A 26,752-nucleotide genomic window follows, 5' to 3' on the forward strand; every position below is an offset into this window, starting at 1 on the left:
CCGCCCCCGCCGCCGCCCCCGCCCCCGCCTCCTCCGCCCCCGCCGGCGTATGAAGCCAGGCAATTCATCGTCTACTTCCCGTTCGATCAGTACGTCCTGACGCCGGAAGCCCAGACGGTGGTTTCGGAAGCCGCGAACTACGCCAACGGCGGCCGTGCGACCCAAGTGGTCGTGGTCGGTCACACCGACTCCTCCGGTTCGCCGGCCTACAACGTCCGCCTGTCGGAACGTCGGGCCAAGGCCGTGGCTGACGCGCTCGTCGGTCAAGGCGTCGGCGCCGGCTCGCTGCAAGTCGATTGGAAGGGCGAAACCATGCTCGCCGTTCCCACCGGCGACGGCGTGAAGGAACCGCTGAACCGCCGTTCGACGATCGACATCAACTTCTAAAATATCGATCTCGGCGGTTCGCCGAACTAAGCGAGGGGCCCGGTCGCAAGACCGGGCCCTTTTGCTATGGGGCTTGGGCCAGTTGGCCTTGCCGGCTGTGCTCAGGCCTTCGCGCGGTCAATTTTCCGCGCCCGCCTTGTATTTCTCGCAACGATTTTGCATTTTCAGGCCCTAATTGAGGGCCGAGCATGTCTTTCGACGATCTCGATCGGGATAAATTTGTTGATGAACGTCAGGCGGTCACCGCCCTGATCGCCAGCCGGCCCCTCAGCGTCGAGGATCGCGAGGAGGTTCGCCAGGAGGCCGAGGCCCTGGTGCGCTTCGCCCGCAAGGGGGCGGCCAAGCACGGGGTCGTCGAGAGCTTCCTGCAGGAGTTTTCCCTTTCCACCCGGGAGGGCCTGGCTCTGATGTGCCTGGCTGAGGCCCTGCTGCGCACCCCCGACGAGGGGACCCAGGACCGGCTGATCGCCGAGAAGATCGCCTCGGCCGACTGGGCGAGCCACCTGGGCCGCTCCGACAACCTGCTGGTCAACGCCTCGACCTGGAGCCTGATGCTCACGGGCAAGCTGATCGATCCCGACGAGGAGGCGCGCGCCGACCTGCCGGGCTTCATTCGTCGGCTGGCCGGACGGCTGGGCGAGCCGGTCATCCGCCAGGCCGTCGGCGCGGCGGTCAAGATCATGGGCGAACAATTCGTCCTGGGCCGGACCATCGACCAGGCCATCAAGCGCGCGGCGGCTGACGGCTTCGTCTGTTCCTTCGACATGCTGGGGGAGGGGGCCCGCACCACGGCCGACGCCGACAAATATGAGAAGGCCTATGCCGACGCGCTCACCGTGGTGGGCACGCGCGCGAAGGGCGAAGGGCCGGAGGCCGGACACGGCGTCTCGGTAAAGCTCTCGGCTCTGTCGCCGCGCTATGAGGCGCGCCAGGAAGAGCGGGTGTGGGCTGACCTCTATCCGCGCATCCTGCGTCTGGCCAGGATCGCCGCCGAGGCCAACATCAACCTGACCCTCGACGCCGAGGAGGCCGACCGCCTGGTCATCTCCCTGAAGCTGCTGGAGCGCCTAGCTGGTGAGCCGGAGCTCGGGACCTGGAAGGGGCTCGGCCTCGCCGTTCAGGCCTATCAGAAGCGGAGCCCCCAGACCGTCGCCGCCGTCGCCGATATCGCCCGAGCCACGGGTCGCCGCCTGATGGTGCGCCTCGTGAAGGGCGCCTACTGGGATTCCGAGATCAAGCGCGCCCAGGTCGGCGGGCTGCCGGGCTACCCCGTCTACACCACCAAGTCGGCCACCGACCTGTCCTACCTCGCCTGCGCCCGGGTGTTGTTGGCGGCCGCCCCGGCCCTGTATCCGCAGTTCGCCACCCACAACGCCCACACCCTGGCCGCCGTGCGCCAGATGGCGCGGCAGGCCAATGTGGAGCCCGAGTTCCAGCGCCTGCACGGCATGGGCGAGGCCCTCTACGCCGGGGCGGCAGACCGCTACGGCCCCCTGAAGCTGCGGGTCTACGCCCCGGTCGGCGGGCACGAGGACCTGCTGCCCTATCTGGTGCGCCGCCTGCTGGAGAATGGCGCCAACACCTCCTTCGTCCACGCCCTTCTGGACGAAAAGACACCGGTGTCTATGGTGGTCGGCGATCCCGTCGGCGCCGTTGAGGCCGCCGGCGGCGCCCCGCACCCGCGCATTCCGCTGCCGGCAGACCTCTATGGTTCGGCGCGAAAGAACTCGACCGGGGTCGACCTCTCCATCGCAGCGGACCGCGATCGTCTGACCGCCGCCGTCGCGAACCTCGACTTCCTCACCAGCCGCCCCCTTGTGGCGGGCAAGGAGACCGGGACCGGGGCGAGCACGCCGCGCATCTCGCCTGGCGACCGTCGACGGACCATTGGCCAAACCTGGGACGCCGGCGACGTGGATATCGGCCAGGCCTTCGCCGCCGCCAAGGCGGCCCAGCCGGCCTGGGACGCCCGGGGCGGCCACGGTCGGGCCCAGGTCCTGAGGGCCATGGCCGACGCCTTGGAGACCCAACGCGACCGCCTTACCGCCATCTGCACTGTGGAAGCCGGCAAGACCTATGGCGACGGCGTGGCGGAGGTTCGCGAAGCCGCCGATTTCTGCCGCTACTACGCCCATCTGGCCGAGCGGCAGTTCTCAGGCCCGGAGACCCTGAAGGGCCCCGTGGGGGAGGTGAATCAGCTCTCCTTGCACGGCCGTGGCGTATTCGCCTGCATCAGTCCCTGGAACTTCCCCCTGGCCATCTTCACCGGCCAGATCGCCGCGGCCCTGGCCGCCGGCAACACCGTGGTGGCCAAGCCGGCCGAACAGACCCCGCTGATCGCCGCCGAGGCCGTGAGGCTCTTCCACAAGGCCGGCCTCCCGGCCGATGTGCTTCATCTGCTGCCCGGCGACGGCGCGGTCGTCGGCGCGGCCCTCGTCGCCCACCCCGCCTGCGCCGGCGTCGCCTTCACCGGAGGGGTCGACACAGCTTGGGCGATCAACCGGACGCTGGCGGCGAGACCCGGCCCCATCGTGCCCCTCATCGCCGAGACCGGCGGCCTGAACGCCATGTTTGTGGACACCACCGCCCTGCGCGAACAGGTGATCGATGACGTCATCAACTCGGCCTTCGGCTCCGCGGGCCAGCGTTGCTCAGCCCTGCGCATCCTGTTTGTCCCGCGCGAGACCGCTGATCAACTCATCGAGGGGCTAGCCGGGGCCATGGACGCCCTGGTGCTGGGTGATCCCGCTGATCCGTGTACGGACATCGGCCCGGTGATCGACGCGGAGGCGCGTGGCGTCCTGGAAGCTCACCTGGCCCGCCTGACCCAGGAGGCCAAGGTGGTGCGCCGGATGAAGGCGCCCGACAGCGGGGTTTTCTTCGCGCCGACCCTGGCGGAAATCCCGTCCTCGGCCTTTCTGCAGAAGGAGGTCTTCGGGCCGGTGCTTCACGTCGTTCGCTACGACGCCGCCAGGTTGGAGGCGGCCGCTGGGCCCCTGGCGGAGACCGGCTATGGCCTGACGCTGGGCGTCCACAGCCGAATCGAGGGCTTCGCCGACCAGGTCCGCGCCGCGGTTCCCGCCGGCAATTTCTATGTGAACCGCTCCATGATCGGCGCCGTGGTGGGCGTGCAGCCCTTTGGCGGTGAGGGCCTTTCGGGGACCGGCCCCAAGGCCGGCGGCCCGCACGCCCTATTGCGCTACGCCGTAGAGCGGGCGGTCAGCGTCAATATCGCCGCGCAAGGCGGCGATCCGGCGCTCTTGAACCTCAACCCCTGATCCGCGTTCCCCGCCCAAGCCTTTGGGTTGGGGGACTGTGATGACGCATCAACAGGCGTTGGCCTTCGGGCTGGTCGCGGTCACGATCGGCGCCTTCGTCTGGGGCCGGTTCCGGTATGACGTGATCGCGCTGGTCTCGCTGCTGGCCGGCGTGCTGCTTGGGGTTGTGCCGGCTGCGAAAGCCTTCGACGGCTTCTCCAACGACATCACGGTGATCATCGCCAGCGCCCTGGTGGTGAGCGCCGCCTTCGCGCGCTCGGGCATCATCGAGGCCGCGCTGCGGCCCCTGCTCCCCTACCTGAAGACCGAGCGCAGCCAGGTCCCGGTGCTGACCGCCGCTGTGACCCTGCTGTCCACCGCCACCAAGAACGTCGGGGCGCTGGCCATCATGATGCCGGTGGCGCTCCAGGTGGCGCGTCGCACGGGGACCTCCCCTGGCCGCCTGCTGATGCCGATGTCCTTTGGCGCCCTGCTGGGCGGTCTGGTGACCCTGGTGGGCACGGCGCCCAACATCATTGTCTCCCAGGTGCGCGAGGACATCCTGGGCAAGCCCTTCGGCATGTATGACTACGCGCCCGTGGGCCTGGCCCTGGCGGCCATGGGCATCCTGTTCCTGTCCTTCGCCTATCGCATGCTGCCCAAGGGGCGCACGCCAGCCACCAATATCGACGCGGCCCTGGCCGCCAACGCCTATTTCACCGAGGTCAAGGTTCCCGACGACTGGACCTTCGAGAAGAACCGCGTCGCCGACTTCAACCACATGGCCCACAACGAGGTTCGGGTGATGGCCCTGCTACGGGCCGGCAAGCGCAAGTCCCAGCCTCACCCCAACACCAAGATACTCCCCGGCGACACCCTGTTGCTGGAGGGCGAGCCCCACGGCCTGGACGATCTGATCACCCGGGCGAAACTCAAGCTCACCCGGGCCGACAAGCCCCTTTCCATGGAGGAGCCCACCGAGGAGGTGCGTGTCGTGGAAGCGGTGGTGGGCTCTGAGTCGGGCCTGATCGGCGAGACCGCCCTGCGGTCCGATCTGCACGGTCGGCACGGGGTCAACCTGCTGGCGGTCAGCCGCTCGGGTTTCCGCCTCAGCCAGCACCTGAACCGGGTCCGCCTCCGGGCCGGCGACGTCATTGTCCTGCAGGGGGGCGAGCGCAGCCTCCCGGCCGCGCTGACGGCCCTGGGCTTGTTGCCGCTGGCAGAGCGGGAGGTGCGGCTGGGGGGCATCCGTCACGCCCTGGCCCCGGCGATCATCCTGGCCGCCGCCATGATCCTGGTGGCTTTCCAGGTGCTCCCCGTGGCCATCGCCTTCTTCGGCGCGGCGGTGGTGATGATCGCCATCGGCTCGATCCGCATGCGTGAGGCCTATTCGGCCCTCGACGGGCCAGTGCTGGTGCTGATCGCCGCATTGATACCGGTGTCCGAAGCCATTCAGACCACCGGGGGCGCGGACCTGATCGGCGGCTGGCTGTCGATGGCCTTCCAGGGACAGGCGCCCATGCTGGCGCTCGCCGCCATCATGGGGGTGGCCATGGCCGCCACGCCCTTCCTGAACAACGCCGCGACCGTGCTGATTGTCGCCCCTGTGGGCGCGGCCCTGGCCCTGAAGCTGGGCCTGAACCCTGACCCGTTCCTGATGGCCGTCGCCGTGGGGGCGGCCTGCGACTTCCTCACCCCCATAGGCCACCAGTGCAACACCCTGGTGATGGGCCCAGGAGGCTACAAGTTCAGTGACTATCCCCGGCTGGGGGCGCCGCTGACCCTGCTGGTCCTGGTGGTGGGGACGCCGCTGATCGCCCTGGTCTGGCCCCTGGTCCGAGGCTAGCCCCAGATCAGGATCCACAGGCCGATGGCGGCGAAGGAGGCCGCCGCGGCGATGCGGATCGCCTTGAGCGGCAGCCTGGTGGCCGCCACGTCACCAAGGAACACAGCGGGGGTGTTGGCGAGCATCATGCCCAGGGTCGTGCCAAGGGAAACCAGCACGACGTCATGGAATCGCGCGCCCAGGGCCACGGTCGCCACCTGGGTCTTGTCGCCCATCTCCACGAAGAAGAAGGCCACCAGGGTGGTCCAGAAGATCGATGCGCCGGCCCGGTCGCGCGGCGCGTCCTTGTCCTCGAACTTGTCGGGAATCAGCGCCCAGCCGGCGAAGGCGATGAAGGCCAGGCCCAGCACCCACTTCATCCACGGTCCGTCAAAGAAGGCGCCGGCCACCGAGCCGACGGTGGCCGCCAGGGCGTGGTTGCCGATGGTGGCCACCAGGATTCCCAGCAGGATGGGGACGGGTTTGCGGAATCGCGCGGCCAGGAGGATGGCCAGCAGTTGGGTCTTGTCGCCGATTTCGGCGATGGCCACGAGGCCGGTCGAAACGAGGAAGGCTTCCATTGAAAACAGGCGTCCGGGCGGGGTCAGGCACAACCAATGGCTTTCCGCGCCGCCGACCCCGCAAAAGATCAGCGCACGAAAGCCAAAGGTCTCGCCAAGCTCAATCGCCGGACGCGCCATGCTCGGGGCGGGAAAACCCTCTGCAAGTCTGTTGACGCGTCCCCTGCTGGAACCGCAGGCGGCTACTCCCCAGTGACGGCGTGGGGATAGGTCGCAGGGCCTCCGGGCGCAAGTCGAAAACGGCGCGCGCGGCGGGCGAGGTCATTTGTCACACTGTCGTGAGCAATCGTCCCCAGGCGCCTCGGAAAGCCTTGCCCATCAATCGCCGGAGGGCGAGGTTAAGACCTCGTTAACGAAAAAGCCTGGGGACGCGTCCATTCCCCCCGTTGACGAGTCATTAGCATCAGCCCCCATATGCTGCGTGTCTGGGGCAGGCGACCACTAGATGTAGGGCTTGCCGTGTTGGGGCGGTTCTAAGACCGAAGCGCCTGATAGTTATGGATTTTGGAACATGAGCAGCAGTGAAGCGGTTTTGCGGACGGTCTCGGAAGCCAGCACGGTGGCCCCGGAGCGGGCCGATCGACCGCAGCTGCAGCTGGTCCGCAAGGTGGAGGTGGACCGCTCGCGCGACGCCCTGCTGACCGACTTCGGCAAGACCACCCTGGAAGACCGCTACCTGCTGCAGGGCGAGTCCTACCAGGACATGTTCGCCCGGGTCGCCACGGCCTATGCCGACGACGCCGACCACGCCCAGCGGGTCTATGACTACATTTCGAACCTCTGGTTCATGCCTTCCACCCCGGTGCTCTCCAACGGCGGCGCCGACCGCGGCCTGCCGATCTCCTGCTTCCTCAACGCCGTCGGCGATTCGCTGGAAGGCATCCAGGGCGTCTGGAACGAGAACGTGGCCCTGGCCTCAAACGGCGGCGGCATCGGCACCTATTGGGGCGGCGTCCGCTCCATCGGCGAGAAGGTGAAGGGCGCAGGCCAGACCAGCGGCATCATCCCCTTCATCCGCGTGATGGACAGCCTCACCCTGGCCATCAGCCAGGGGTCCCTGCGCCGTGGCTCGGCGGCGGTGTATCTGGATATCCACCACCCGGAGATCGAGGAGTTCCTGGAGATCCGGAAGCCCTCGGGCGACTTCAACCGCAAGTCCCTGAACCTGCACCACGGCATCTCCATCAGCGACGCCTTCATGGAAGCCGTCCGCGACGGCGAGCTGTTTGGCCTGCGCTCGCCCAAGACCGGCGAGGTGGTCAAGGAAGTCGACGCTCGCAGCCTGTGGCAGAAGATCCTGGAGATCCGCCTGCAGACCGGCGAGCCCTATCTGATCTTCGCCGACACCGTGAACCGCTCCATGCCGCAGCATCAGCGGGACCTCGGCCTGAAAGTCCGGCAGTCGAACCTGTGCTCCGAGATCATGCTGCACACCGGCCCCGACCACCTGGGCGCCGAACGCACCGCGGTCTGCTGCCTCTCCTCGGTCAACGCCGAGAAGTTCCTGGAGTGGCGCGACCACCCGACGTTCATCGAAGACATCATGCGCTTCCTGGACAACGTCCTGCAGGACTTCATCAATCGCGCCCCGCCGGAGATGAAGAACGCCGTCTACGCCGCCATTCGCGAGCGGTCGGTGGGTCTGGGCCTGATGGGCTTCCACACCCTGCTCCAGGCCCAGAACGTGCCTTTCGAGAGCGCGCTCGCCAAGTCCTGGAACATGCGCCTCTTCAAGCACCTGCGCCGCCAGTGCGACGCGGCGTCCCGCACCCTGGCCGCCGAGCGCGGTCCCTGCCCGGACGCGGCCGACGCAGGCGTCATGGAACGCTTCAGCCACAAGCTGGCCATCGCGCCGACCGCTTCGATCTCCATCATCTGCGGCGGCACCAGCGCCGGCATCGAGCCGATCCCGGCCAATATCTACAGCCACAAGACTTTGTCGGGCACGTTTGCGGTGAAGAACCCCTATCTGGAGCGACTGCTCGAGGAAAAGGGCCAGAACACCGCCGCGACCTGGGACTCCATCCTCGAGAACGAGGGCTCGGTCCAGCACCTGGACTTCCTCAGCCAGGACGACAAGGACGTCTACAAGACCGCCTTCGAACTGGATCAGCGCTGGGTCGTGGAACTGGCCGCCGACCGGACGCCCGACATCTGCCAATCCCAGTCGGTGAACATCTTCCTGGCCGGCGACGTGGATAAGTGGGACCTGCACATGCTGCACTGGCAGGCCTGGGAACGGGGCTGCAAGTCGCTCTACTACCTGCGCTCCAAGTCGGTGCAGCGGGCGGCCCACGCCGGCGGCGAAGGCCTGGTGATGATCGACCAGGGCCCCTCGGAAAAGACAGACTACGACGAGTGCCTCGCCTGCCAGTAGAACCCTGGCGCCAGACTCGGGTAGCTGCGTTATCGTTAAGGAACTAACGGCGCAGCACATCAGGGGTGGGTATGCGGTTTCTCGCGGTCACGGCGGTGACGATCGGGTGTGCGGCGACCACCGCCGCGCTCGGCGCCGCCGTCTTCCCAGCGCCGCGGGTGGAAACCTCTCCCGGGGACCAGGTCTTTCAGGAGAACTGGCAGGACCTCAGGTCCGCTGTCTTCGCCAGCACGGCGGCGGTCGCCGCCGATTTCAGCCAACAGACTCCAGCCCCCGCGACGGTGGACCGGCCTATCGTGGAGGCCGGGCTTGAACCGGCCTTCAGTCAGCCCGCCTATACGGGCACGCCCCTGGACCGCACCCACCCCCTGACAGCCGAGACCTATATCCCCGGTGAGGGGGTCGCCCTCTGGAAGGTCAGCGAAATGGCCTTTGCTCGCCCCGCCCTCGGCGCCGTGGACGCCCTGCGGATCTCGGTTGGCCAGATCGCCCGCACGCCAGGCGCGCTTCCGCCCCGGCCGGGCCAGGCGATCTCCACCGATACCGAGGCCTATGCTGTCAGCTACACCCGGGGTTGGCCCAATCTCTGGGCGGCCGACGCCGGCGATTTCGACCTGGACTTCACGCCCCACGCGGGGGTGGGAATCTCCAACGCCGGCGGCGAAGCCGAGGCCGGCGCCGTGGTGCGCCTGCGCAGGAAGGCCGAAGGCTGGGCCAACAGCCTGGGCGTCCGCGATGGCGCCCGGTTCGGCGACGAAGGCCGCTGGTACCTGTTCGCCGCCGCCAGCGGCCGGGCGGTGGGCCTGAATGTCCAGCGCACCAATGGCGACTGGGGCGCCCGGGGCCTGTCCACCGACACCTCCAGCGCCTTGATCAACGACATCCAGGCAGGTGTTGGCTGGCGCAAGGGGCCTGTCCAGGCGTCCCTGGCCTGGATGCGGCGCAAGGTGAAGGCGGCTCACACGCTCATGGGTTGGGACCATCGCGACGACTCGATGGTCGCGGTCACCGTGTCCATCAAGCCGAGGCGCTGATCTTGAAGGGAAAGATGCCATCAGCGGGGGTGCGACGGTTAAGCATGGGAACCGAATTTCCCGTTGCGCTCTTCTCCAAGCGTGGAAGGATGTCGGCAGGCCGCACGCTTGGCGACGTGGCAAGGGGAGAAGGCCTCATGAGGTCGATGGCTGGGCTGGCCACCGTCTTCGGGATTTGTGGGATGGGCGCGACGAGCGCCTTCGCGCAGTCGACACCCCTCATCCTGGATTCCGGCGCTGCGCAATTGATGAGCGCCGCGTTCCACACCAGAACTTTCGCGCCGCAGAGCGACAGCAACGACCCCATCGCCAACCTCCTGGATCGGGAGACCTATGGGCCGAACGGCCCCGTGCGCTGGGACAACAGCCAGATCACCCTGGCCGACAACGGCGTGGCGGTGGATTCGCTCAGGTTCTCGGTGGGCGGCTCGGTGCACGCGCCCGGGGGCCTGCCGATCAATGTCGATCACGCGCAATTCCAAGCCCAGGCTTATGAAATCGCCGTCACCCGCGACTGGCCCGACGCCGTCAGCTTCGCCACCGAGCGCTATGATGTCTCGGTGACGCCCCATGCGGGCCTTGGCATGTCCAGCGCCGGCGGGTCGGCCGAGGCCGGCGCCATGCTGACCCTCGGGCAGAAGGCGTCAGATGGCTTGAAGTCCCGCCTGGGCGCCATGGGCGTCCGCGACGGCGCCGCGTTCGGGAACGAGGGCCGCTGGTATCTGTTCGCCGCGGCCAGCGGGCGCGCGGTGGGCCTGAACATGCAGCGCAACAACGGCGACTGGAACGGCGCCGGCTGGTCCACCGATCCCTCCAGCGCCCTGATCGGCGACGCCCAGCTCGGCGTCGGCTGGCGAAAGGGCGCGATGCAGACCTCCTTCGGTTACATCCACCGCGAGGTGAAGGGCCAGCACATGGTGTGGGGCCAGGAGACCAAGGACGACTCGATGGTGGCCTTCTCGCTGTCCATCAAGCCGCGCCACTAGCCTCCGGCGTCAGCCCTCCCAGCCCTCGTGGAAGCCCATGCGGTCCTTCCACAGAGCATGGAGCCTCGGGTCGATATCCACCCGGCGCACCACCGCGCCCATCTTCGGCGCAACCTCGTAGAACCGGCTCCGCCGCGGTCGGAAACGCGACACCGCAGCGACATAGAGGTCCAGCACGCTCAGATCGTCCCCCAGGATGTAGCGTCCCGGCTCCACCTGACTGTCCATGATCCCCCAGCAGTCGGAGATGCGGTTCAAAACCCGTTCCTCCAGGGCCGAGTGACCGGCCGGATCAGGGACCAGGCGCGCGGGATCGTCCTTCACCCAATAGAGGGAGTAGATCGCCGAGGAGACAAAGGTCATCCAGCGCAGGAACTGGGCGCGCTTCGGATCACCCGGCGGCGGGGCCAGCCGGCCCGGAGGATAGGTCTCGGCCAGCCAGATCAGGATCGCTGCGCTCTCGGTGATGGTCTCGCCAGACGGCAGCACCAGGGCCGGAACCTGGCGCATGGGATTGGCCTTCAACACCTGGTCGCCGCTGGCCGGGTCGTCGTGGTCCCAGGTGTAGGCGTCGACCAGACTGTAGGGGACTTCAAGAAGGGTCAGGGCGGCCTCGACGGGGACCGCGCCCGAACCCCGCGCACCATAGAGGGTGATGCCGTTGGCCACTGTCTATCCCCATGCAATTCACAACATCTTGGGTGGGTGCGTTAACTCGCCGCTAGATGTTGTCGTGGATCGATGGCTAAAGTTAATCCGATAACGCCCCGTCCGTCGATTCCGCCAGTTGGAAAGTCCGCCTGTGACCGCCTCTAAAATTGCTCTGCCGGGCCTGCTCACCCCCTCCTACGCCTACAAGCCCTTCCGCTATCCGTGGGCCTATGAGTTCTGGAAAAAGCAGCAGCAGGTCCACTGGATGCCGGAAGAAGTCCCGCTCGGCGAGGACTGCAAGGACTGGGCGACCAAGCTCAACGACCGTGAGCGGAACCTGCTGACCCAGATCTTCCGCTTCTTCACCCAGTCGGACGTCGAGGTGAACGACAACTACATGGAGCGCTATTCCCGCGTCTTCAAACCGACCGAAGTGAAGATGATGATGTCGGCCTTCTCCAATATGGAGACGATCCACATCGCGGCCTACGCCCTGCTGCTCGAAACCATTGGCATGCCTGACAGTGAGTTCACCGCCTTCCTGGATTACCAGGAGATGCGCGACAAGCACGACTACATGCAGAAGTTCGGCGTCGAGACGAACGCCGACATCGCCCGGACGCTGGCCATGTTCGGCGGCTTCACCGAGGGCCTGCAGCTGTTCGCCAGCTTCGCCATGCTGATGAACTTCCCGCGCCACAACCAGATGAAGGGCATGGGCCAGATCGTCTCCTGGTCGGTGCGCGACGAAAGCCTGCACTGCGAAGGCATCATCAAGCTCTACCACGCCTTCAACGCCGAGACCGGCGTGGTCACCAAGAGCGTGGCCGACGACATCATCGATTGCTGCAAGACGGTGGTGGGCCTGGAGGACAAGTTCATCGACCTGGCCTTCTCGGCCGGCGAGGTCCAGGGCATGACCCCGGACGACATCAAGGCCTATATCCGCTTCATCGCCGACTGGCGCCTGCGCCAGCTGCACCTGCCCGAAGTGTTCGGCGGGGTGAAGGAAAACCCGCTGCCCTGGCTCCAGTCCATGCTGTCGGGGGTGGAGCACGCCAACTTCTTCGAGGCCCGCTCGACGGAATATTCCAAGGCCGCCACCAAGGGCCAATGGCACGGGGAAGCGGGCGTCTGGGCCGAGTTCGACCGCTCCCTGTCGCGTCGCTCGGAAAACATCCCGGCGGAGTAGGGCTCAGGCGGGCCTGACCACGGTGACCTGCAGCCAGGTCCGCTCCTCCTGCTCATAGCTGCGGCCGGGCCCCTGGTGAATTTCCAGGGCCGCCCAGGGGCCCGCCTGCTCGTAGGCGGCCCGCAACGCCGCTTCCGATGGAAAGTTGAAATAACGGCCAAGGGTGTCCCGGCCTCCCCCCTCTCCGGCCTTGTAGGTGGCATGGAAGATCCCGCCGGGCTTGAGGGCGCGGCGGACGCGGCCGAGCACCGTGACCAGGCCCGCCGTCGGGACGTGAAGCAGGGAGGCGTTGGCCCAGATCCCTTCAAAGGCCGCCTCGTCCTCGATGTCCTCGAAGAGCTGGACCCGGACCGGCCGCCCCAGCCTGGCGCTGGCGATCTCCGCCAAACCCCTCGACCCATCGAGAGGCGTCACCTCGAACCCCTCCGCCAGCATCACCTCACTATCCTGACCGCCCCCGCAGCCGAGGTCGAGAACATGGGCGCCGGCCGGCACGGCCGCCAGGAAGTCGGTGAGGCGCTGGGAGATCTTGGGCAATCGCCGCCCCGCATAGGCCGCGGCGTCCCGGTCATAGAAGGCCAGGGTCTCCGGGTCGTGGGTTTCATCACCCATTGCCTGTGCTTTCCCTTCGTGGATCGACCTTGCCACCTCGACCGTTCAGGCCGTGACATCAAAGCAAGCGGAGCGCGTCATGAGCAAGGTTGTCTACGAGATCGTCGAGCATGACGGCGGCTGGGCCTACCGCTCAGACGGCGTCTATTCCGAGACCTTCGCAACCCATGACGCCGCGCGCGCCATGGCGGTTCGCGTGGCCCGCGAGCAACTGGTCCCCGGGGCCGACGCGGCCATCTCTTTCGAAACCGCCGACGGCAAGTGGCACGAAGAGCAGGTGGACGGCCAAGATCGGCCCACCACCGAGGTCAAGGGCTAGCTCCAGGGACCCCGTTCGGCGGGGGTCACCGGCACCGCCGTGCCCGAACGACGTGGGCCGCCGCTGATCGTCGGCGCCTGGCCGGCCAGCTTCATCAGTTCGGCCACCCGGTTCTGCGTCGCCGGGTGGGTGGAGAACAGATTGTCCGCCCCTTCGCCCGACAGGGGGTTGATGATGAACATGTGGCTGGTGGCGGGATTGCGCTCGGCCTGATGGTTGACCATGCCGCCTCGGGCGTAGGCGTCGATCTTCTGCAGGGCCGAGGCCAGCGCCTCCGGATCGCCGCTGATCTCCGCCCCGTCGGCGTCGGCGCTGTACTCCCGGTGGCGGCTGATGGCCATCTGCACCAGGGCCGCGGCGATGGGCGCCAGGATGGCGATGGCGATGACGCCGAGGATGCCGCCTGGCCGGTCGCGGTCATTGCCCTGGAAGAAGAAGGCGAAGTTGGCGAGCGCCGCAATGGCCCCGGCGATGGTGGCCGTGACGGTCATCGTCAGGGTGTCGCGGTTCTTTACGTGGGCCAGTTCGTGGGCCATCACGCCGCGGATTTCCCGGCGGTCCAGCATGCGCAGCAGGCCAAGGTTGGCGGCCACGGCGGCGTGTTCCGGGTCTCGCCCGGTGGCGAAGGCGTTCGGCTGGTCGGAGTCGATCAGATAGACCTTCGGCCGCGGCATTCCCGCGCCGTCGGCCAGGGCGTGGACGTCGGCGGCGAAGTTGGCGATCAGCCGGTCGGGATGGCTCTCGTCGACCTCCTTCGCGCCGTACATCCGCAGCACGATCTTGTCGGCGTTCCAGTAGCTGATGGCGTTCATCGCCACGGCCATGGCCAGCGCGATGGCCATGCCCCCGGCGCCGCCGATGAGATAGCCGGCGCCGACGAAGAGGGCGGTCATCGCCGCCAGCAGCATGAAGGTTCGAAGGTGGTTGTGCATGGGTCCCTTGGGCCGTTGTGGTCCAAGAGGATATGGGGTGGCGTCAGCCGGGAGGCTAGACCGCCCGGCGCAACCGGGCCGGCGCGACAGCGGGTAGCGGCCCCGCCATCGCCGCGCTCTCGTAAAGACGCGCCTCCACCGCCTCGGCAGGCATGGGGCGGGCGAACAGGAAGCCCTGCAGGCGGTCGCAGCCGGCGGCGCGCAGGAACAGGGCCTGGGCCTCGTCCTCCACGCCCTCGGCGACGATGCGGATGTCCAGGGAATTGGCGGCCTGCAACATGGAGCGCACCAGCTTGGAGACCCGCGGCTCGCGGCCCACATCGCCGATCAGGGACTGATCCAGCTTCACGGTGTGGATCGGCAGCTGCATCAGGGCGCGAAGGTTGGAATAGCCGGTGCCGAAGTCGTCCAGGGCGACGCGGATGCCGCAGGAGGCCAGCCGCTCGATGTGGCGCCGCGCCAGATCCAGGTCGTCCACCAGGAAGGTCTCGGTGATCTCGACCGTCAGCGCCGTCGCGGGCAGGTCGGTGGCGCGCAGGCGGCGGATCAGGTTGCGGGAGAAGGACGGGTCCAGCAGCTCCCGGGGCGATACGTTGCAGGAGATGGTGTCGATCAGGCCCTGCGCCACCCACGGAGCGGCGCGCTGGCAGGCGGCGGCGAACACAGCGGCGTCCATCTGGCCGATCAGGCCCAGTTCCTCGGCCAGCGGCACGAAGGTTCCCGGCAGCAGCAGGCCCTGCTGCGGGTGGTTCCAGCGCGACAGCACCTCGACCCCGACGATCCGGCTGTCCTGGGCGTTCACCACCGGCTGATACCAGGGGACGATCTCACCTTCCGGGATGGCGCGGCGAAGGTCGGTCTCCAGGCTGTTGCGCTGGTTGCTGGCGTCGCGCAGTTGGGTGTCGAAGACCGAGGCGCGGCGGCCGCCGCCGGCCTTGGCGCGGTAGAGGGCCATGTCGGCGAAGCGTTGCAGGTCGGTGGCGTCGACGGCGTCGTCGGGGAACACCGCCACGCCCACCGAGTCGCTCGGCGCCACCGTGCGGCCGTAGATCCAATAGGGCTGGGCCAGCGCAGCCGTGATCTGCTCGGCTCGGCCGGCGACGTCGGCCGTGGCGCTGATCAGGGCGAACTCGTCGCCGCCAAGGCGCGCCACCAGGTCTCCGGGCTGGGCCTGGGCCCTCAGCCGCATACCGATCTCGTTCAGCAGCAGGTCGCCGGCGTGATGGCCCAGCGTGTCGTTCAGGTGCTTGAAGCGGTCCAGATCCAGGACGAAGAGGGAGACGCGGGTCGTGGTCTCCTGCGCGTCCTCCAGCCGCTCGATCAGGGCCGAGGTGAAGGCGCCCCGGTTGAGCAGGCCGGTCAGGGCGTCGGTCCGCGCCAGGTGCAGGGTCAGAGAGCGCTCGGCCTCGAGCTCAGCGACCCGCACACCTAGCGCCGAGCTCATTCGTTGAAAGGCGTCGCCGGCCTGGCGCAGTTCCGCCGTGCGAATCTCGAGCAGGGCCTCGGCCTCGCGGCGTGCGTGGCGTTCCTGCTCGATCTCGTGCGTCGAGCTTTCGCTCGCCATGGTCCGCCCCCGGGAGGTCTCTCCCAGGGGTAGTTCTGACTCAGAAGGCCGGAATCGACCGTTAACGAGTGTCGACTAGGCGACCTTGGGTTCTGGCTCGGGTTCGGGGAGCTCGACCTGGTTCTCCCACTTGGCGACCACGGCGGCGGCGACGGAGTTGCCCACCACGTTGGTGGCCGAGCGGCCCATGTCCAGCAGGTGGTCGACCGCCAGGATCAGGATCAGGCCGGCCTCGGGCAGGTTGAAGTAGGAGAGCGTCGCGGCGATCACCACCAGGGAGGCGCGCGGCACGCCGGCCATGCCCTTGGAGGTCACCATCAGCAGGGCCAGCATGGTGAGCTGCTGGCCGATGGACAGGTCGATGCCATAGGCCTGGGCGATGAACAGCACCGCGAAGGTGCAGTACATCATCGAGCCGTCGAGGTTGAAGGAGTAACCCAGGGGCAGGACGAAGCTCGCCACCTTGCGCGACACGCCCCACTTCTGCAGCTCCTCCAGGGTGCGCGGATAGGCGGCTTCCGAGGAGGCGGTGGAGAAGGCCAGCAGGGCCGGCTGGCGGATCGCGGCCACCAGCTTCATGCCGCGCGGGCCGACGATCAGGATCAGCACCGCCACCAGCAGGGCCCAGAGAATGCCCAGCGACAGGTAGAAGCCGCCGACGAAGGCCGCATAGGTGCCGAGAATCTCCAGGCCCTGGACGGCGATGGTGGAGGCCAGGGCGGCGAAGATGGCCAGGGGCGCGGTCTTCATCACATAGCCGGTGACCTTCAGCATGATGGTGGCGATCTGCTCCACCAGGGCCAGGACGGCCGGCGCCTTGTCGTCGATGGCGGCCACGGCGGTGCCGACGAAGACCGAGAAGATGACGATCTGCAGGATCTCGTTGTTGGCCATGGCCTCGACGATCGACTTGGGCACCAGGTGGGTGATGAACTCGCGCAGGGTGAACTTCGAGACGTCCACGGTCGCGCCGGCCACGGCGTCCGGGTTGGGCAGGGAGAGCCCGGCGCCCGGGTGCAGCAGGTGGGACATGATCAGGCCGATGGTCAGGGAGACAATCGAGGCGGTGATGAACCAGCCCATGGCCTTGGCGCCGACCCGGCCGACCGTGGCGGCGTCCTCCATGTGGGCGATGCCGGCCACCAGGGTGGCGAACACCAGGGGAGCGATGATCATCTTGATCAGCCGCAGGAAGACGTCGGTGATGATGGAGAGGTTGGAGGCGACCTCCTTGGCCTGCTCGGGGGTCGCGTACTGGTTCACGCCCCAGCCGACGGCGACGCCCAGGATCATGGCGCCGACGATGAAGGCGGTGAACAAGCGATTCATGGCAAACCCTTAGCAGCGAACCCGTCGGCCTTTGTCGCCGGGATGCGCGCCTACGTCCATCCCGGCGCTCACCCTGTCTCGAAACCTTGGCCTTCTTGCGCTAAAGTGCGCCATGAACCCAGAGACCCAGGCGGCGGAGATCGTCGCCAAGCTGAGCGCCGAGTACCAGCAGACCGTCACCGCGCTGCGAGACGCGTTGAAAACTTTCCTGGCCGGGGGCCCGCCCCCCGACCCGGCGGTCCGGGCGGCCGGCGCCTTCGTCTATCCCGAGCTGCGCCTGACCTGGCCCCACGGCCAGACCTACCCGAGGCTCAGCCGCGCCTATGCCCGGCTGTCGGCGCCGGGAAACTATGCGGTGACCGTGACCCGCCCGGACCTGTTTGGCGACTACCTCCTGGAGCAGATCACCCTGCTGCTGACCGACTTCAAGGTCGAGATCAGCGTGGGCCGCTCGAGCCAGGAAATGCCGTTCCCCTATGTGCTGGACGGGGCCGTGGACATCGCCATGGCCGACATCGGATCGGCCGACATCGCCCGCTATTTCCCCACCACCGAGCTCTCCCAGATCGGCGACGAGATCGCTGACGGCTTCTGGAGCCCGGCGCTTGAGGAAGCCCGTCCGCTGGCGCTGTTCGACGGGCTGCGGACCGACTTCTCCCTGGCGCGCCTGACCCACTACACCGGGGCGCCGGCCGAGCATGTGCAGCAGTACATCCTGTTCACCAACTACCACCGCTACGTGGATGAGTTCGTCCGCTGGGGCTGCGAGCAGCTGCGGGCGCCGGGCAGCCCCTTCACCCAGCTCTCGGCCTCGGGCCGGGTGGTGGTGACGGCCGACAGCGAGAACCCCGAGCAGCAGATCGCCGACGGGTCCTGGCGGCGCCACCAGATGCCGGCCTACCACCTGATGGCGCAGGGCCGGGCGGGGATCACCCTGGTGAACATCGGGGTCGGCCCCTCCAACGCCAAGACCATCACCGACCACCTGGCGGTGCTGCGGCCCCAGGCCTGGCTGATGATCGGCCACTGCGGGGGCCTGCGCGGCAGCCAGACCATCGGCGACTATGTGCTGGCCCACGCCTATCTGCGCGATGACCACGTGCTGGACGACGTGCTGCCGCCGGCCATCCCAATCCCGCCCATCGCCGAGGTGCAGGTGGCGCTGGGCAAGGCCGCCGAGCTGGTCACCGGGGAGACCGGGGAGGTGCTGAAGAAGCGGCTGCGGACCGGCACCGTGGTCACCACCGACGACCGCAACTGGGAGCTCCGCTACTCGGTCAGCGCCTTGCGCTTCAACCAGTCCCGGGCCGTGGCCATCGACATGGAGAGCGCCACCATCGCCGCCCAGGGCTATAGGTTCCGGGTGCCCTACGGGACCCTGCTCTGCGTCTCCGACAAGCCCCTGCACGGGGAGATCAAGCTGCCGGGCCAGGCCAACGCCTTCTATGAGCGGGCGATCGGCCAGCATCTGCAGATCGGCATCGCCACCATGGCGCTGCTGCGCAAGGAGGGCGCCAGCCTGCATTCGCGCAAGCTGCGGAGCTTCGACGAGCCGCCGTTCCGCTGAACATGTCGGTGGCCGTGGATGGAAGAAAACGGGTTTGACGGCGGGTGGCCGCCAAGCCTTGCCTGGCAAGGAAAAACCGCCCCGCCGACTGACCAACATGTGGCAACATCCGACCGACGATGACCGACCAACCCACCGTTCCGAAGCGTCCGACCAAGCCTGATCCGATGGAGTGCTGCCGGCGCGGCTGCTATCCGTGCATCTTCGACTACTATGATACGGCGACCGAGCGCTGGGAGGCCCGGGTGCGGGCGCTGGGCCTCGACCCGGACGCGATCCCCGCCGAGGATTAGCGCGGCCAGCGCCAGCGCCAGCCACCGTCGGTGGTCTTCCAGCAAATGAAGACCAGGGCGAAGAGCAGGGCGGTGATGGCGACGGGGCGGGCGACCCCATCCAGTAGGACGACGCTCGCCGCCAGCCCGGCCAGGAAGCCGATCAGCACGGCCCAGCCCTGCCAGGCGATGGGCAGCCCGGCGCCGTAGCCGTAAGTCTTGGGGGCGAACCATGCACGTTCGGTCATGGGCGTATCCTCCACGGGCGCAACCTAGCAGCGATCCCTGGCGACGAGAAGCGCAACCGGATTGATCGGCGCCGGTCAAGATTGCCTTCCGCCGGGTCGCGGCGTTAGACAAACTCCATGACCCGGCACATCGACTTCGAAGGCATCGAGAACTTCCGCGATCTGGGCGGCTACGACACCGCCTGCGGGCGCGGCATGAAGGCCGGCGTCGTCTATCGCTCGGCCAATCACGGCCAGGCCACCGACGCCGACCTGGCCAAGATGGCCGAGCTGGGCATCACCACCATCGTGGATCTGCGCCGCCGCCGCGAGCGGGACCGGGAGCCGTCGCGGCGCTGGCCGGGCTTCGCCGGCGAGGTGATCGAGAACGACATCGAGGGCGTGGAGCAGGACTGGGCCGAGGCCATCGCGGCGGCCGAGCGGGTGGACGCCGAGTGGTTCCGGCGCGACAGCCTGGGCTTCTACCGCGAAGCCCCGCACCAGCCGCGCCATGTGGACCTGTTCCGCCGCTACTTCCGGGCGCTGGCCGAGAGCGACGGCGCCCTGGTGGTGCACTGCGCGGCGGGCAAGGACCGCACTGGCCTGGTCTGCGCCCTGACCCACCACATCGCCGGCGTCCACCGCGACGACACGCTCCACGACTATCTGATGACCAACAACGAGGCGCGGATGGCCGCGCGGACCGATTTCCTGCGGACCTATATCCTGGACCTCACCGGCAAGCATGTGGACGACGAGGCCCTGCGGCAGGCGGCCAGCGTCCACCCCGACTATCTGGACCACGGCCTGGCGGTGATCTCCGAAAGCCACGGCGGCATCGACCGCTATCTGGAGGAGGTGCTGGAGGTCGACAGCGTCCTGCGCGGCAAGATCGAGGCGCGGATCCTGCGCTGACGTTGCGCTGAAGGCCCTCGCGGCCTAATCGTCCCCGGCCATTTTGTTCGGGGACATCTCATGCAGAGCTTCCAGCCGCCGCGCCGCATCCTGATGGGGCCTGGCCCCTCCGACGTCAGCCCGCGGGTGCTGGCGGCCCTGGCGCGGCCGACCATCGGCCACCTGGACCCCGAGTTCCAGAACCTGATGGAGGAGATCAAGGCGGGCCTGTCGCGGCTGTTCAACGCGCAAGGCTATGCCTGCGTGCCGCTGCCGGCGCCGGGGACGGCGGGGATGGAAGCGGCGATCATGAACCTGCTGGAGCCGGGGGACCGGGCGGTGGTGGCCATCAACGGCGCCTTTGGCGGCCGCATGGCCGACATGGCCGACCGGGCCGGCGCCGAGGTGATCAAGGTCGAGTTCGAATGGGGCCAGCCGGTGGACCCGGAAAGGATCGAGGCCGCGATGGCCGGGGCGCCTGTGAAGGTGCTGGCCTTCGTCCACGCCGAGACCTCGACCGGCGCCAAGAGCGACGCCGCCGCGCTCTGCGCGCTCGCCCGCAAGTACGGCGCCCTGTCGGTGGTGGACTGCGTCACCTCGCTGGGCGGCATCACGGTGGACGCGGCGGCCTGGGACGCCGATGTGATCTATTCCGGCACCCAGAAGTGTCTCTCGGCGCCCCCTGGCCTGTCGCCGATCTGCCTGTCGCCCCGGGCCCAGGCGGCGATCTCGGGCCGCAAGACCAAGGTCCGCAACTGGCTGCTCGATTTCAATCTGCTGATGTCCTACTGGGGCGGCGAGGGCGGCCGGACCTATCACCACACGGCGCCGATCAATGCCTTGTATGGGCTGCATGAGAGCCTGGTGGCCCTGTTCGAGGAGGGCCAGCAGGCGGTGCTGGTGCGCCATGCGCGCAGCCACGAGGCCCTGGCCGCCGGGATCGAGGCCGCGGGCCTGACGTTCCTGGTGGATCCCGCCCATCGCCTGCCGCAGCTGAACGCCGTCATCGTGCCCGAGGGCGTCGATGAGGCCGCCGTGCGCGCCTATGTGCTCGCCAAGTGGGACCTGGAGATCGGGGCCGGCCTCGGCCCGCTGAAGGGCAAGATCTGGCGGATCGGGCTCATGGGCGCGTCCGCTACCGCCTGGCACGTGCGAGTCTGTCTGACGGCCCTGTGCGAGGCGCTGAACGCCCAGGGGTTCAAGGCTGACGCGGCCGCGGCGGTGGCTGCTGCGCAGGGGAAGCTGGGTTAGGTTTCAGAAGCTGGGCGGCCCCCTCACCCTACCCTCTCCCCCGCAAGAGGGGGAGAGGAGGAGGTGGCTGGAGGTTTGCGGGTGATCTCTCCTCTCCCCCTTGGGGGAGAGGGTAGGGTGAGGGGGTCTCTCCGCCGCAATGACGCAGGATGACGTCGCAGACGTCAGAGCTGTGCTCGTAGAGTTCGTGGTTCCAGAAGCGGAGCACCCGGAAGCCCTGGCTTTCGAGGAAGGCCGTGCGGCGGTCGTCGTAGATCACGGCCTCTGAGTGCTGGCCGCCGTCGAGTTCGACGATGAGTTGGGCTTCGAGGCAGGTGAAGTCGGTGATGTAGCGGCCGACGGGATACTGCCGCCGCCACTTCCAGCCGCCGAGGCGACGGTTGCGGAGGGATCGCCAGAGTATGGCCTCGGTTTGCGTCTGGGTGGCGCGGAGGTCGCGGGCGCGGTCAGTCGGCGCGTCTCGGGTCATGGGAGCCGTCCCTGCTTGTGTGACGAAACCTGCCAGATGTTCGGCGTTTGTTCTAGAGACTTCAGCGGTTGGTCGGCCCCCTCACCCTACCCTCTCCCCCTCATTGGGGGAGAGGAGGGAATGCTGGAGACCTGCGGCTGATCTCTCCTCTCCCCCTTGGGGGTCTCCGGTCCGAACAGAGGGGGAGAGGAGGGGGTTTTGGCGACTGTTCAAAGATTAGGCAGGGCGCCTGGAACCGGCGTCACAACGGCGCGCTTAGCTCGCGCCACGTTTGCGCCTTCCGGCGCACGGCGAGGCGCCGGCGGTGCATTTCGGGCAGCCCGCGCGACCCAGCGGCAAGACCTCTTGGAAGACTGCCTACGGACCCTGGAGGGGGCCGCCATGAAAAATATGTACCTGATTCCGCCGCTGAGCCTCGCGCTCGCGGCGCTTTCGACGATGGCCGTGGCGCGCGAGGTGGTGGTGCTGCCCGGCGTGGTCAGCCCGGTGGGTGTGGCGAGCGGGGTCGACACCCAGGGCCCCGGAACCCTGACCGTCGGCGCCCAGGACATCAACACCGGCAATGACGCGGGCGGCGGCATCACCACCTCGGCGGCCAATACCGCCAATATCCGCTTCAACAACAATTCGACCGTGACCGGCTTCGTCGGCGCCACAGGTTCGACCTTCCTCAACATCGCGGCCGGCGCCAACGGCAATACGGTGACCTTCAACGGCCCGGTCTACGCCACCACCTTCACGGTGACGGGTAGCGGGACGGTCAACTTCAATCGCGGCTTCACCAGCAACACCGGCTCGACCCTGGACTTCGCCGGGGACGGCTTCGTGAACGTGGGGGCCGGCCAGACCGTCAAGGCGGCGCTGACCAACACCGCCGGCGCCAATACCGGCACCCTGACCCTCAACAGCGGCAGCATCTTCGACGGCGCTGTCGGGGCGGCCAGCGGCCTGAAGCTCGTGCGGGTTTCCGGCGGCAACGCCCTGATCACCGGCCAGGTGAAGGCGGGAACCTATACGCTCGACACCAACACCCTGAACGTGGCCGGCGCCTTCGCCATTCCGGTGGCCGGGACCATCAACACCACCATCTTCAGCCCCTCGCTGTACGGCAAGATCGTCCCGGTGGGCGCCGCCACCATCGGCGACGCCCTGAAGGTGATGGTGACGGTCACCGGTCCGATCGCCAACGGCACCAGTTTCAACATCGTCGACGCCACCAGCGGCACCACCGGCAGCACGGTGACGGCCACCAGCAACACCCTGCGCTACGCCTTCTCCGCGGCGCCCACCGTGGCCGGCCAGGTGCGGATCACCACCACCCAGATCCCGCTGGTGGATGTGGTGACGCCGGTCGTGGTTCCGCCCGTGGTCCCGGTGGTCCCCGGCGCGCCCGTGGTTCCCGTGGTTCCCCTGCCGCCGGCGGTCAGCCCGGTGCTGCCCATCGTCATCGCTCCGGTGATCGACGCCCTGCCGGTGACCTCGGCCAATGTGGGAATTCTCACGGCCATCACCCTGCTGCCCAGCGCGCCGGCGATCGCCGCGGCCCTGGCCCAGCTGGGTCCGGGCACCGCCAACCTGGCCTCGCCCCAGGTGGCCTTCCGCGCCACCCAGCGGTTCCAGGACCTGTGGGCCTCTAACCTCCAGGGCCAGCCGTCCTGCGGCCAGGACAGCCAGATGCGCGACCGCGAGGCGCGCCGCGCCGCCGACGCCTCGGCCTGCCAGGTCGACGACGACCGCCGCCCGCATCTTTGGATGACCGGGTTCGGATACGAGCGGTCCCCGTTCAGTTCCGACCGCCAGGGCGATGTCGCCGGCTATGAGGGCAACGAGTCCCGCATCGCCGGGGCCATGGTGGCCTATGACGCGCCGATCGGTGACAACGCCCGCGCCGGCCTCGGCCTGCGCTACGCGCTTTCGTCCATCGACGGAAACAACGGCGGCGCCGGCGTCAATCCGGCCCGCAGCCACGGGAACATCAGCTCCTACCAGGCGACGGCCTATGTCGGTTACGCCCCCGGGGCCTGGTTCCTCAACGGCTCCATCGCCTATGGCTTCGACGACTATTCGGGCTTCCGCCACGTCGCCTTCACCGGCGTCGACAGCACGGCGGTCGCCGACTACAGCGGCAGCCAGTTCACCGCCTTCGCGACCACCGGCTATCACTTCGGCCTGGGTGACGGGCGGACGGTGGTCACCCCCTATGCGACGCTGCAGTACACCGACCTGCGGACCGACGCCTATACCGAGACTGGCGACCCCTCCCTCAACCTGAAGGTCGCCGCCCAGCAGTACGACTTCCTGCAGAGCGGCCTGGGAGTGAAAATCTCCCGCGACATGCCGATGGCCGGGCCGGGGATCTTCCGCCCCGAGATCCACGGCAAGTGGCTGCACTCGATGAGCGAGGAGATGATGACCAACACCGCAGCCTTTGAAAGCGGCGGTCCGGCCTTCACAGTCAATGGCCTGAAGGCCGACGCCGACACGTTCAATGTCGGGGCGGGCTTCACCTACAAGAGCCTTGGCGCCTGGTCGGTGGGCGCGGGTTACGACTATCTGTGGCGCACCCAGAACTATTCGGCGCACCAGCTGATGGTGAGCTTCCTGCTGCGGCTCTAAGGCGCAGAGACCTGGAGTCCAGGGCGCGACGAGGGCTGCCTGCCCCTGTCGCGCCTTGAACCCCCAGAGGTAGAAGCGGCGACCTGAGCCTGGCCGATGAGGCTCATTCGTACCCGCCAAGGTCCACCCCCTCCTTTCCTTCGATCCCGGCGGGCGCTATGGCCCGCCCCATGCGTGTCGCCGCCCAGCTTCGGACGTCCTGGCGCGAGCCGTTGCAGGTCCTGTCGGCCTTCGCCGGCGAGCCGTGGGCCATCGCCTTCCTGTCCGGCGGGCCGGGGGCCCGGGCGCGGTGGTCCTATCTGGCCCGGCGGCCCGACGCGGTCCTGAGCCTGGGCGCCGATGATCCGCGCGATCCCTTCCAGGCGCTGACCGACCTGCTGGGTCCGCAGGGCGAGACCGCCCGCGACGGGCCGCCGTTCCAGGGCGGGCTGGCGGGGCTCGCGGCCTATGAGCTGGGGGATCGGGTGGAGGCGCTCGGCCTGGCCCGCAGCGCCGACTGGCCCGACCTGGCGGTGGGCCTCTATTCCAGCGTGCTGGCCTTTGACCACCAGGAGCGCCAGGTGATCGCCATAGGGCGCGGTTTCGACGAGGCCGACAGCGAGCAGGCGGCCTTCGAGGCGATGAGCTGGCTGCACGAGCTGCCCAGGCCCGCGACCCGGGGGCCGCTGACCGACGGACTGACCGGCTCCGATGCTGAGGCCTATGAGGCCGCCGTGGCGCAGGTGGTGGGGCGCATCCACGCGGGAGAGATCTTCCAGGCCAATATCGCGAGGACCTGGACCGGGCGGCTGAGCGCCGGGGTGACCCCCTTCGACCTGCTGGCGCGGCTGGCCGGCGAGAGCGCGGCGCCTTTCGCGGCTTACCTGCGGCTGGCGGGCTTGGCGGTGGTGTCCAATTCGCCCGAGCGCTTCGTGCAGGTGGCGGCGGGCGGCGCCGCGGAGACCCGGCCCATCAAGGGCACCCGGCCGCGGGGGGCGACGGCGGACGACGACGCCAGCCTGTCGGCGGAGTTGGCGGCCAGCCTGAAGGACCGGGCCGAGAACCTGATGATCGTGGACCTGATGCGCAATGACCTGGCCCGGGTCTGCGCGCCGGGCAGCGTCAAGGTTCCGGAGCTGTTCGCCGTGGAGAGCTTCGTCAATGTCCATCACCTGGTCTCCACGGTGAGCGGGCGGCTGGCGGCGGGGCGGACCGCCATCGACCTGCTGAAGGCTGCCTTCCCGCCGGGCTCGATCACCGGGGCGCCCAAGGTCCAGGCGATGAAACTCATCTCCCAACTTGAGAGCCCGCGCGGCCCCTATTGCGGCTCGCTGTTCTGGGCGGGCGCCGACGGGGCCTTCGATTCCAGCGTGCTGATCCGCACCGCCGCCTGCGTGCAGGATGGGCAGGGGTGGGCGATCGAGGCTCGGGCCGGGGCCGGCGTCGTCGCCGACAGCGAGCCGCGCGCCGAGCGGATCGAGACGCAGGACAAGATCGCCGCCCTGTTGCGCGCGATGGAGGCGGGCGCGTGATCGGGTTCGACGACCGGGGGCTGCTGCTGGGGGACGGGCTGTTCGAGACCGTGCTGGCGCGGGCTGGCGAGCTCGTCGACCTCGACGCGCACCTGGCGCGGATGGCGGCCGGCTGCGCGGTGCTGGGCCTGCCAGCGCCCGATCCTGCGCAGGCGCAGGCGCTGATGCGGCGGGCGATTTCCGAGGCGGGTCTCGGAACGGCGCGGGCGGCGGTGCGGCTGACCTGGACGGCGGGGCCTGGGGGGCGGGGGCTGGACCGGCCGCAGGCGCCGCAGCCCGCGCTGTTCGCCACGGCGGCGGCCTCGGCCGTCCCGGGCGCGTCGGCGCGACTGATGATCAGCACCGTGGCGCGCAATGAGGGGTCGCCGGCCTCGCGGCTGAAGACCCTGGCCTATCTCGACAATGTGCTGGCCCGGCGGCAGGCGACTCTCGCCGGGGCCGACGAGGCGGTGATGCTGAACGGGCGGGGGCAGGTGGCCTGCGCGGCGGCGGCCAACCTGTTCTGGATCACGGACGGCGAGGTGTTCACCCCGGCACTGGCCTGTGGCGTGCTGGACGGGATCGTGCGGCGCCAGGTGATGGCGGCGACAGCGGTGCGCGAGGCGGCGGCGGGGGTGGAGGCGCTGGCGGGCGCGCAGGCGATGTTCCTCACCAACAGCCTGATCGGGGTGCGGGAAGTGGCGAGCCTGGACGGGCGGAGGTTCGAAGCCTCGGCCCGGGTGGCGGAGATCGCGGCGCTATTTTCCTCCCCCATTCATGGGCAGGGCTATCGCATATGACCGAGCATTGAGAAGAGGAAGGCGTCATCCCATCCGGCCCGCTTGATTTTGGTCTTGATGGATCCCTTGGCGGGGTGCTGTCGGATGATGTTGAGGGCGAGCTTTCGGATGAGGGCGAGG

At 68.4% G+C, this 26,752-nt stretch carries 23 protein-coding genes, 1 pseudogene and 1 riboswitch; of the genes and pseudogenes, 15 read left to right on the forward strand and 9 right to left on the reverse strand.

Translation table 11 applies throughout. The features are described from left to right. From Q8N10_RS20515 to Q8N10_RS20525, 3 genes are all read left to right on the forward strand, one after another. On the forward strand, positions 1-387 hold a 387-nt coding region (locus Q8N10_RS20515; RefSeq protein ID WP_305663987.1), incomplete at its 5' end, for an OmpA family protein. Between the two features lie 188 nt (positions 388-575). Further along, positions 576-3,665 (forward strand): bifunctional proline dehydrogenase/L-glutamate gamma-semialdehyde dehydrogenase PutA, encoded by a 3,090-nt coding sequence (gene putA, locus Q8N10_RS20520; RefSeq protein ID WP_304783891.1) that lies wholly within the window; start codon positions 576-578, stop codon positions 3,663-3,665. A gap of 40 nt (positions 3,666-3,705) precedes the next feature. Beyond that, entirely contained in the window at positions 3,706-5,490 is a 1,785-nt protein-coding gene (locus tag Q8N10_RS20525) for an SLC13 family permease (protein WP_304783894.1), read from the forward strand. On the opposite strand, the gene Q8N10_RS20530 is transcribed toward Q8N10_RS20525, so the two are convergent. Further along, the gene (locus tag Q8N10_RS20530) at positions 5,487-6,050 is read right to left on the reverse strand and encodes a TMEM165/GDT1 family protein (RefSeq protein ID WP_304783897.1); all 564 of its coding nucleotides are present in this window, start codon (positions 6,048-6,050) and stop codon (positions 5,487-5,489) included. The genes Q8N10_RS20525 and Q8N10_RS20530 overlap by 4 nt on opposite strands. A 17-nt stretch (positions 6,051-6,067) precedes the next feature. Beyond that, a riboswitch (yybP-ykoY riboswitch) is annotated at positions 6,068-6,253 on the reverse strand. Between the two features lie 308 nt (positions 6,254-6,561). Here Q8N10_RS20530 and Q8N10_RS20535 point away from each other — a divergent pair. The 3 genes from Q8N10_RS20535 to Q8N10_RS20545 all read left to right on the forward strand — a co-directional run bounded on the left by Q8N10_RS20535 (position 6,562) and on the right by Q8N10_RS20545 (position 10,447). Beyond that, positions 6,562-8,427, forward strand: a complete 1,866-nt coding sequence (locus Q8N10_RS20535) for a ribonucleoside-diphosphate reductase subunit alpha (RefSeq protein WP_304783900.1) — start codon at positions 6,562-6,564, stop codon at positions 8,425-8,427. 71 nt (positions 8,428-8,498) lie between these two features. After that, on the forward strand, positions 8,499-9,461 hold the full coding sequence (locus tag Q8N10_RS20540; protein ID WP_304783903.1) for a lipid A-modifier LpxR family protein: 963 nt from the start codon (positions 8,499-8,501) through the stop codon (positions 9,459-9,461). A gap of 137 nt (positions 9,462-9,598) precedes the next feature. Then, positions 9,599-10,447 (forward strand): lipid A-modifier LpxR family protein, encoded by an 849-nt coding sequence (locus Q8N10_RS20545; protein ID WP_304783906.1) that lies wholly within the window; start codon positions 9,599-9,601, stop codon positions 10,445-10,447. Positions 10,448-10,456: 9 nt separating this feature from the next. Here Q8N10_RS20545 and Q8N10_RS20550 read toward each other — a convergent pair whose 3' ends face one another. Further along, on the reverse strand, positions 10,457-11,116 hold the full coding sequence (locus Q8N10_RS20550; protein ID WP_304783909.1) for a glutathione S-transferase family protein: 660 nt from the start codon (positions 11,114-11,116) through the stop codon (positions 10,457-10,459). Between the two features lie 133 nt (positions 11,117-11,249). Here Q8N10_RS20550 and Q8N10_RS20555 point away from each other — a divergent pair, with 133 nt between their 5' ends. Continuing rightward, entirely contained in the window at positions 11,250-12,290 is a 1,041-nt protein-coding gene (locus tag Q8N10_RS20555) for a ribonucleotide-diphosphate reductase subunit beta (RefSeq protein ID WP_305663988.1), read from the forward strand. Positions 12,291-12,293: 3 nt separating this feature from the next. Here Q8N10_RS20555 and Q8N10_RS20560 read toward each other — a convergent pair whose 3' ends face one another. Beyond that, positions 12,294-12,902 carry a bifunctional 2-polyprenyl-6-hydroxyphenol methylase/3-demethylubiquinol 3-O-methyltransferase UbiG gene (locus Q8N10_RS20560; protein ID WP_304783914.1) on the reverse strand — a complete coding sequence of 203 codons (609 nt, stop codon included), beginning with the start codon at positions 12,900-12,902 and terminating at the stop codon, positions 12,294-12,296. Positions 12,903-12,981: 79 nt separating this feature from the next. Between Q8N10_RS20560 and Q8N10_RS20565 the strand changes: the two genes are divergently transcribed. Beyond that, positions 12,982-13,221, forward strand: coding sequence for a DUF2188 domain-containing protein (locus tag Q8N10_RS20565; RefSeq protein WP_304783917.1), 240 nt, complete (start codon positions 12,982-12,984; stop codon positions 13,219-13,221). On the opposite strand, the gene htpX is transcribed toward Q8N10_RS20565, so the two are convergent. From htpX to Q8N10_RS20580, 3 genes are all read right to left on the reverse strand, one after another. Further along, complete coding sequence (htpX, locus tag Q8N10_RS20570) at positions 13,218-14,153, reverse strand: zinc metalloprotease HtpX (protein WP_304783918.1); 936 nt, start codon at positions 14,151-14,153, stop codon at positions 13,218-13,220. The genes Q8N10_RS20565 and htpX overlap by 4 nt on opposite strands. 55 nt (positions 14,154-14,208) lie before the next feature. Further along, on the reverse strand, positions 14,209-15,717 hold the full coding sequence (locus tag Q8N10_RS20575) for a bifunctional diguanylate cyclase/phosphodiesterase (RefSeq protein ID WP_304783920.1): 1,509 nt from the start codon (positions 15,715-15,717) through the stop codon (positions 14,209-14,211). 75 nt (positions 15,718-15,792) lie between these two features. Beyond that, positions 15,793-17,046 carry a dicarboxylate/amino acid:cation symporter gene (locus Q8N10_RS20580; RefSeq protein WP_304783923.1) on the reverse strand — a complete coding sequence of 418 codons (1,254 nt, stop codon included), beginning with the start codon at positions 17,044-17,046 and terminating at the stop codon, positions 15,793-15,795. A 112-nt stretch (positions 17,047-17,158) separates the two neighbouring features. Here Q8N10_RS20580 and Q8N10_RS20585 point away from each other — a divergent pair, with 112 nt between their 5' ends. Continuing rightward, on the forward strand, positions 17,159-18,613 hold the full coding sequence (locus Q8N10_RS20585; RefSeq protein WP_304783925.1) for an AMP nucleosidase: 1,455 nt from the start codon (positions 17,159-17,161) through the stop codon (positions 18,611-18,613). A 119-nt stretch (positions 18,614-18,732) separates the two neighbouring features. After that, positions 18,733-18,906: an oxidoreductase-like domain-containing protein gene (locus Q8N10_RS20590; protein WP_304783928.1), complete on the forward strand. Its 174-nt coding sequence runs from the start codon at positions 18,733-18,735 to the stop codon at positions 18,904-18,906. Here the strand turns inward: Q8N10_RS20590 and Q8N10_RS20595 are convergent. After that, entirely contained in the window at positions 18,903-19,133 is a 231-nt protein-coding gene (locus Q8N10_RS20595) for a hypothetical protein (protein WP_304783931.1), read from the reverse strand. The genes Q8N10_RS20590 and Q8N10_RS20595 overlap by 4 nt on opposite strands. A 117-nt stretch (positions 19,134-19,250) precedes the next feature. Here Q8N10_RS20595 and Q8N10_RS20600 point away from each other — a divergent pair, with 117 nt between their 5' ends. Together Q8N10_RS20600 and Q8N10_RS20605 are read left to right on the forward strand one after the other, a co-directional pair. Then, entirely contained in the window at positions 19,251-20,027 is a 777-nt protein-coding gene (locus Q8N10_RS20600) for a tyrosine-protein phosphatase (protein WP_304783934.1), read from the forward strand. Between the two features lie 60 nt (positions 20,028-20,087). Beyond that, positions 20,088-21,257 carry an alanine--glyoxylate aminotransferase family protein gene (locus Q8N10_RS20605; protein WP_304783937.1) on the forward strand — a complete coding sequence of 390 codons (1,170 nt, stop codon included), beginning with the start codon at positions 20,088-20,090 and terminating at the stop codon, positions 21,255-21,257. A 28-nt stretch (positions 21,258-21,285) separates the two neighbouring features. Here the strand turns inward: Q8N10_RS20605 and Q8N10_RS20610 are convergent, their stop codons facing one another. Continuing rightward, the gene (locus Q8N10_RS20610; RefSeq protein ID WP_304783939.1) at positions 21,286-21,726 is read right to left on the reverse strand and encodes a DUF559 domain-containing protein; all 441 of its coding nucleotides are present in this window, start codon (positions 21,724-21,726) and stop codon (positions 21,286-21,288) included. A 381-nt stretch (positions 21,727-22,107) separates the two neighbouring features. On the opposite strand from Q8N10_RS20610, the gene Q8N10_RS20615 reads away from it, so the two are divergent. The 3 genes from Q8N10_RS20615 to Q8N10_RS20625 all read left to right on the forward strand — a co-directional run bounded on the left by Q8N10_RS20615 (position 22,108) and on the right by Q8N10_RS20625 (position 26,632). Continuing rightward, on the forward strand, positions 22,108-24,342 hold the full coding sequence (locus Q8N10_RS20615; RefSeq protein ID WP_304783942.1) for an autotransporter domain-containing protein: 2,235 nt from the start codon (positions 22,108-22,110) through the stop codon (positions 24,340-24,342). 158 nt (positions 24,343-24,500) lie between these two features. Further along, positions 24,501-25,853, forward strand: coding sequence for an anthranilate synthase component I family protein (locus Q8N10_RS20620; RefSeq protein ID WP_304783945.1), 1,353 nt, complete (start codon positions 24,501-24,503; stop codon positions 25,851-25,853). Continuing rightward, complete coding sequence (locus Q8N10_RS20625) at positions 25,850-26,632, forward strand: aminotransferase class IV (protein ID WP_304783948.1); 783 nt, start codon at positions 25,850-25,852, stop codon at positions 26,630-26,632. Before Q8N10_RS20620 ends, Q8N10_RS20625 begins: the two co-directional genes overlap by 4 nt. On the opposite strand, the pseudogene Q8N10_RS20630 reads toward Q8N10_RS20625, so the two are convergent. Next, a pseudogene (locus Q8N10_RS20630) lies at positions 26,620-26,752 on the reverse strand (ISAs1 family transposase); the annotation flags it as partial. The gene Q8N10_RS20625 and the pseudogene Q8N10_RS20630 overlap by 13 nt on opposite strands.

Origin of the sequence: Phenylobacterium sp., from assembly GCF_030693625.1 — a bacterium.
GTDB classification, from domain to species: domain Bacteria; phylum Pseudomonadota; class Alphaproteobacteria; order Caulobacterales; family Caulobacteraceae; genus Phenylobacterium; species Phenylobacterium ferrooxidans.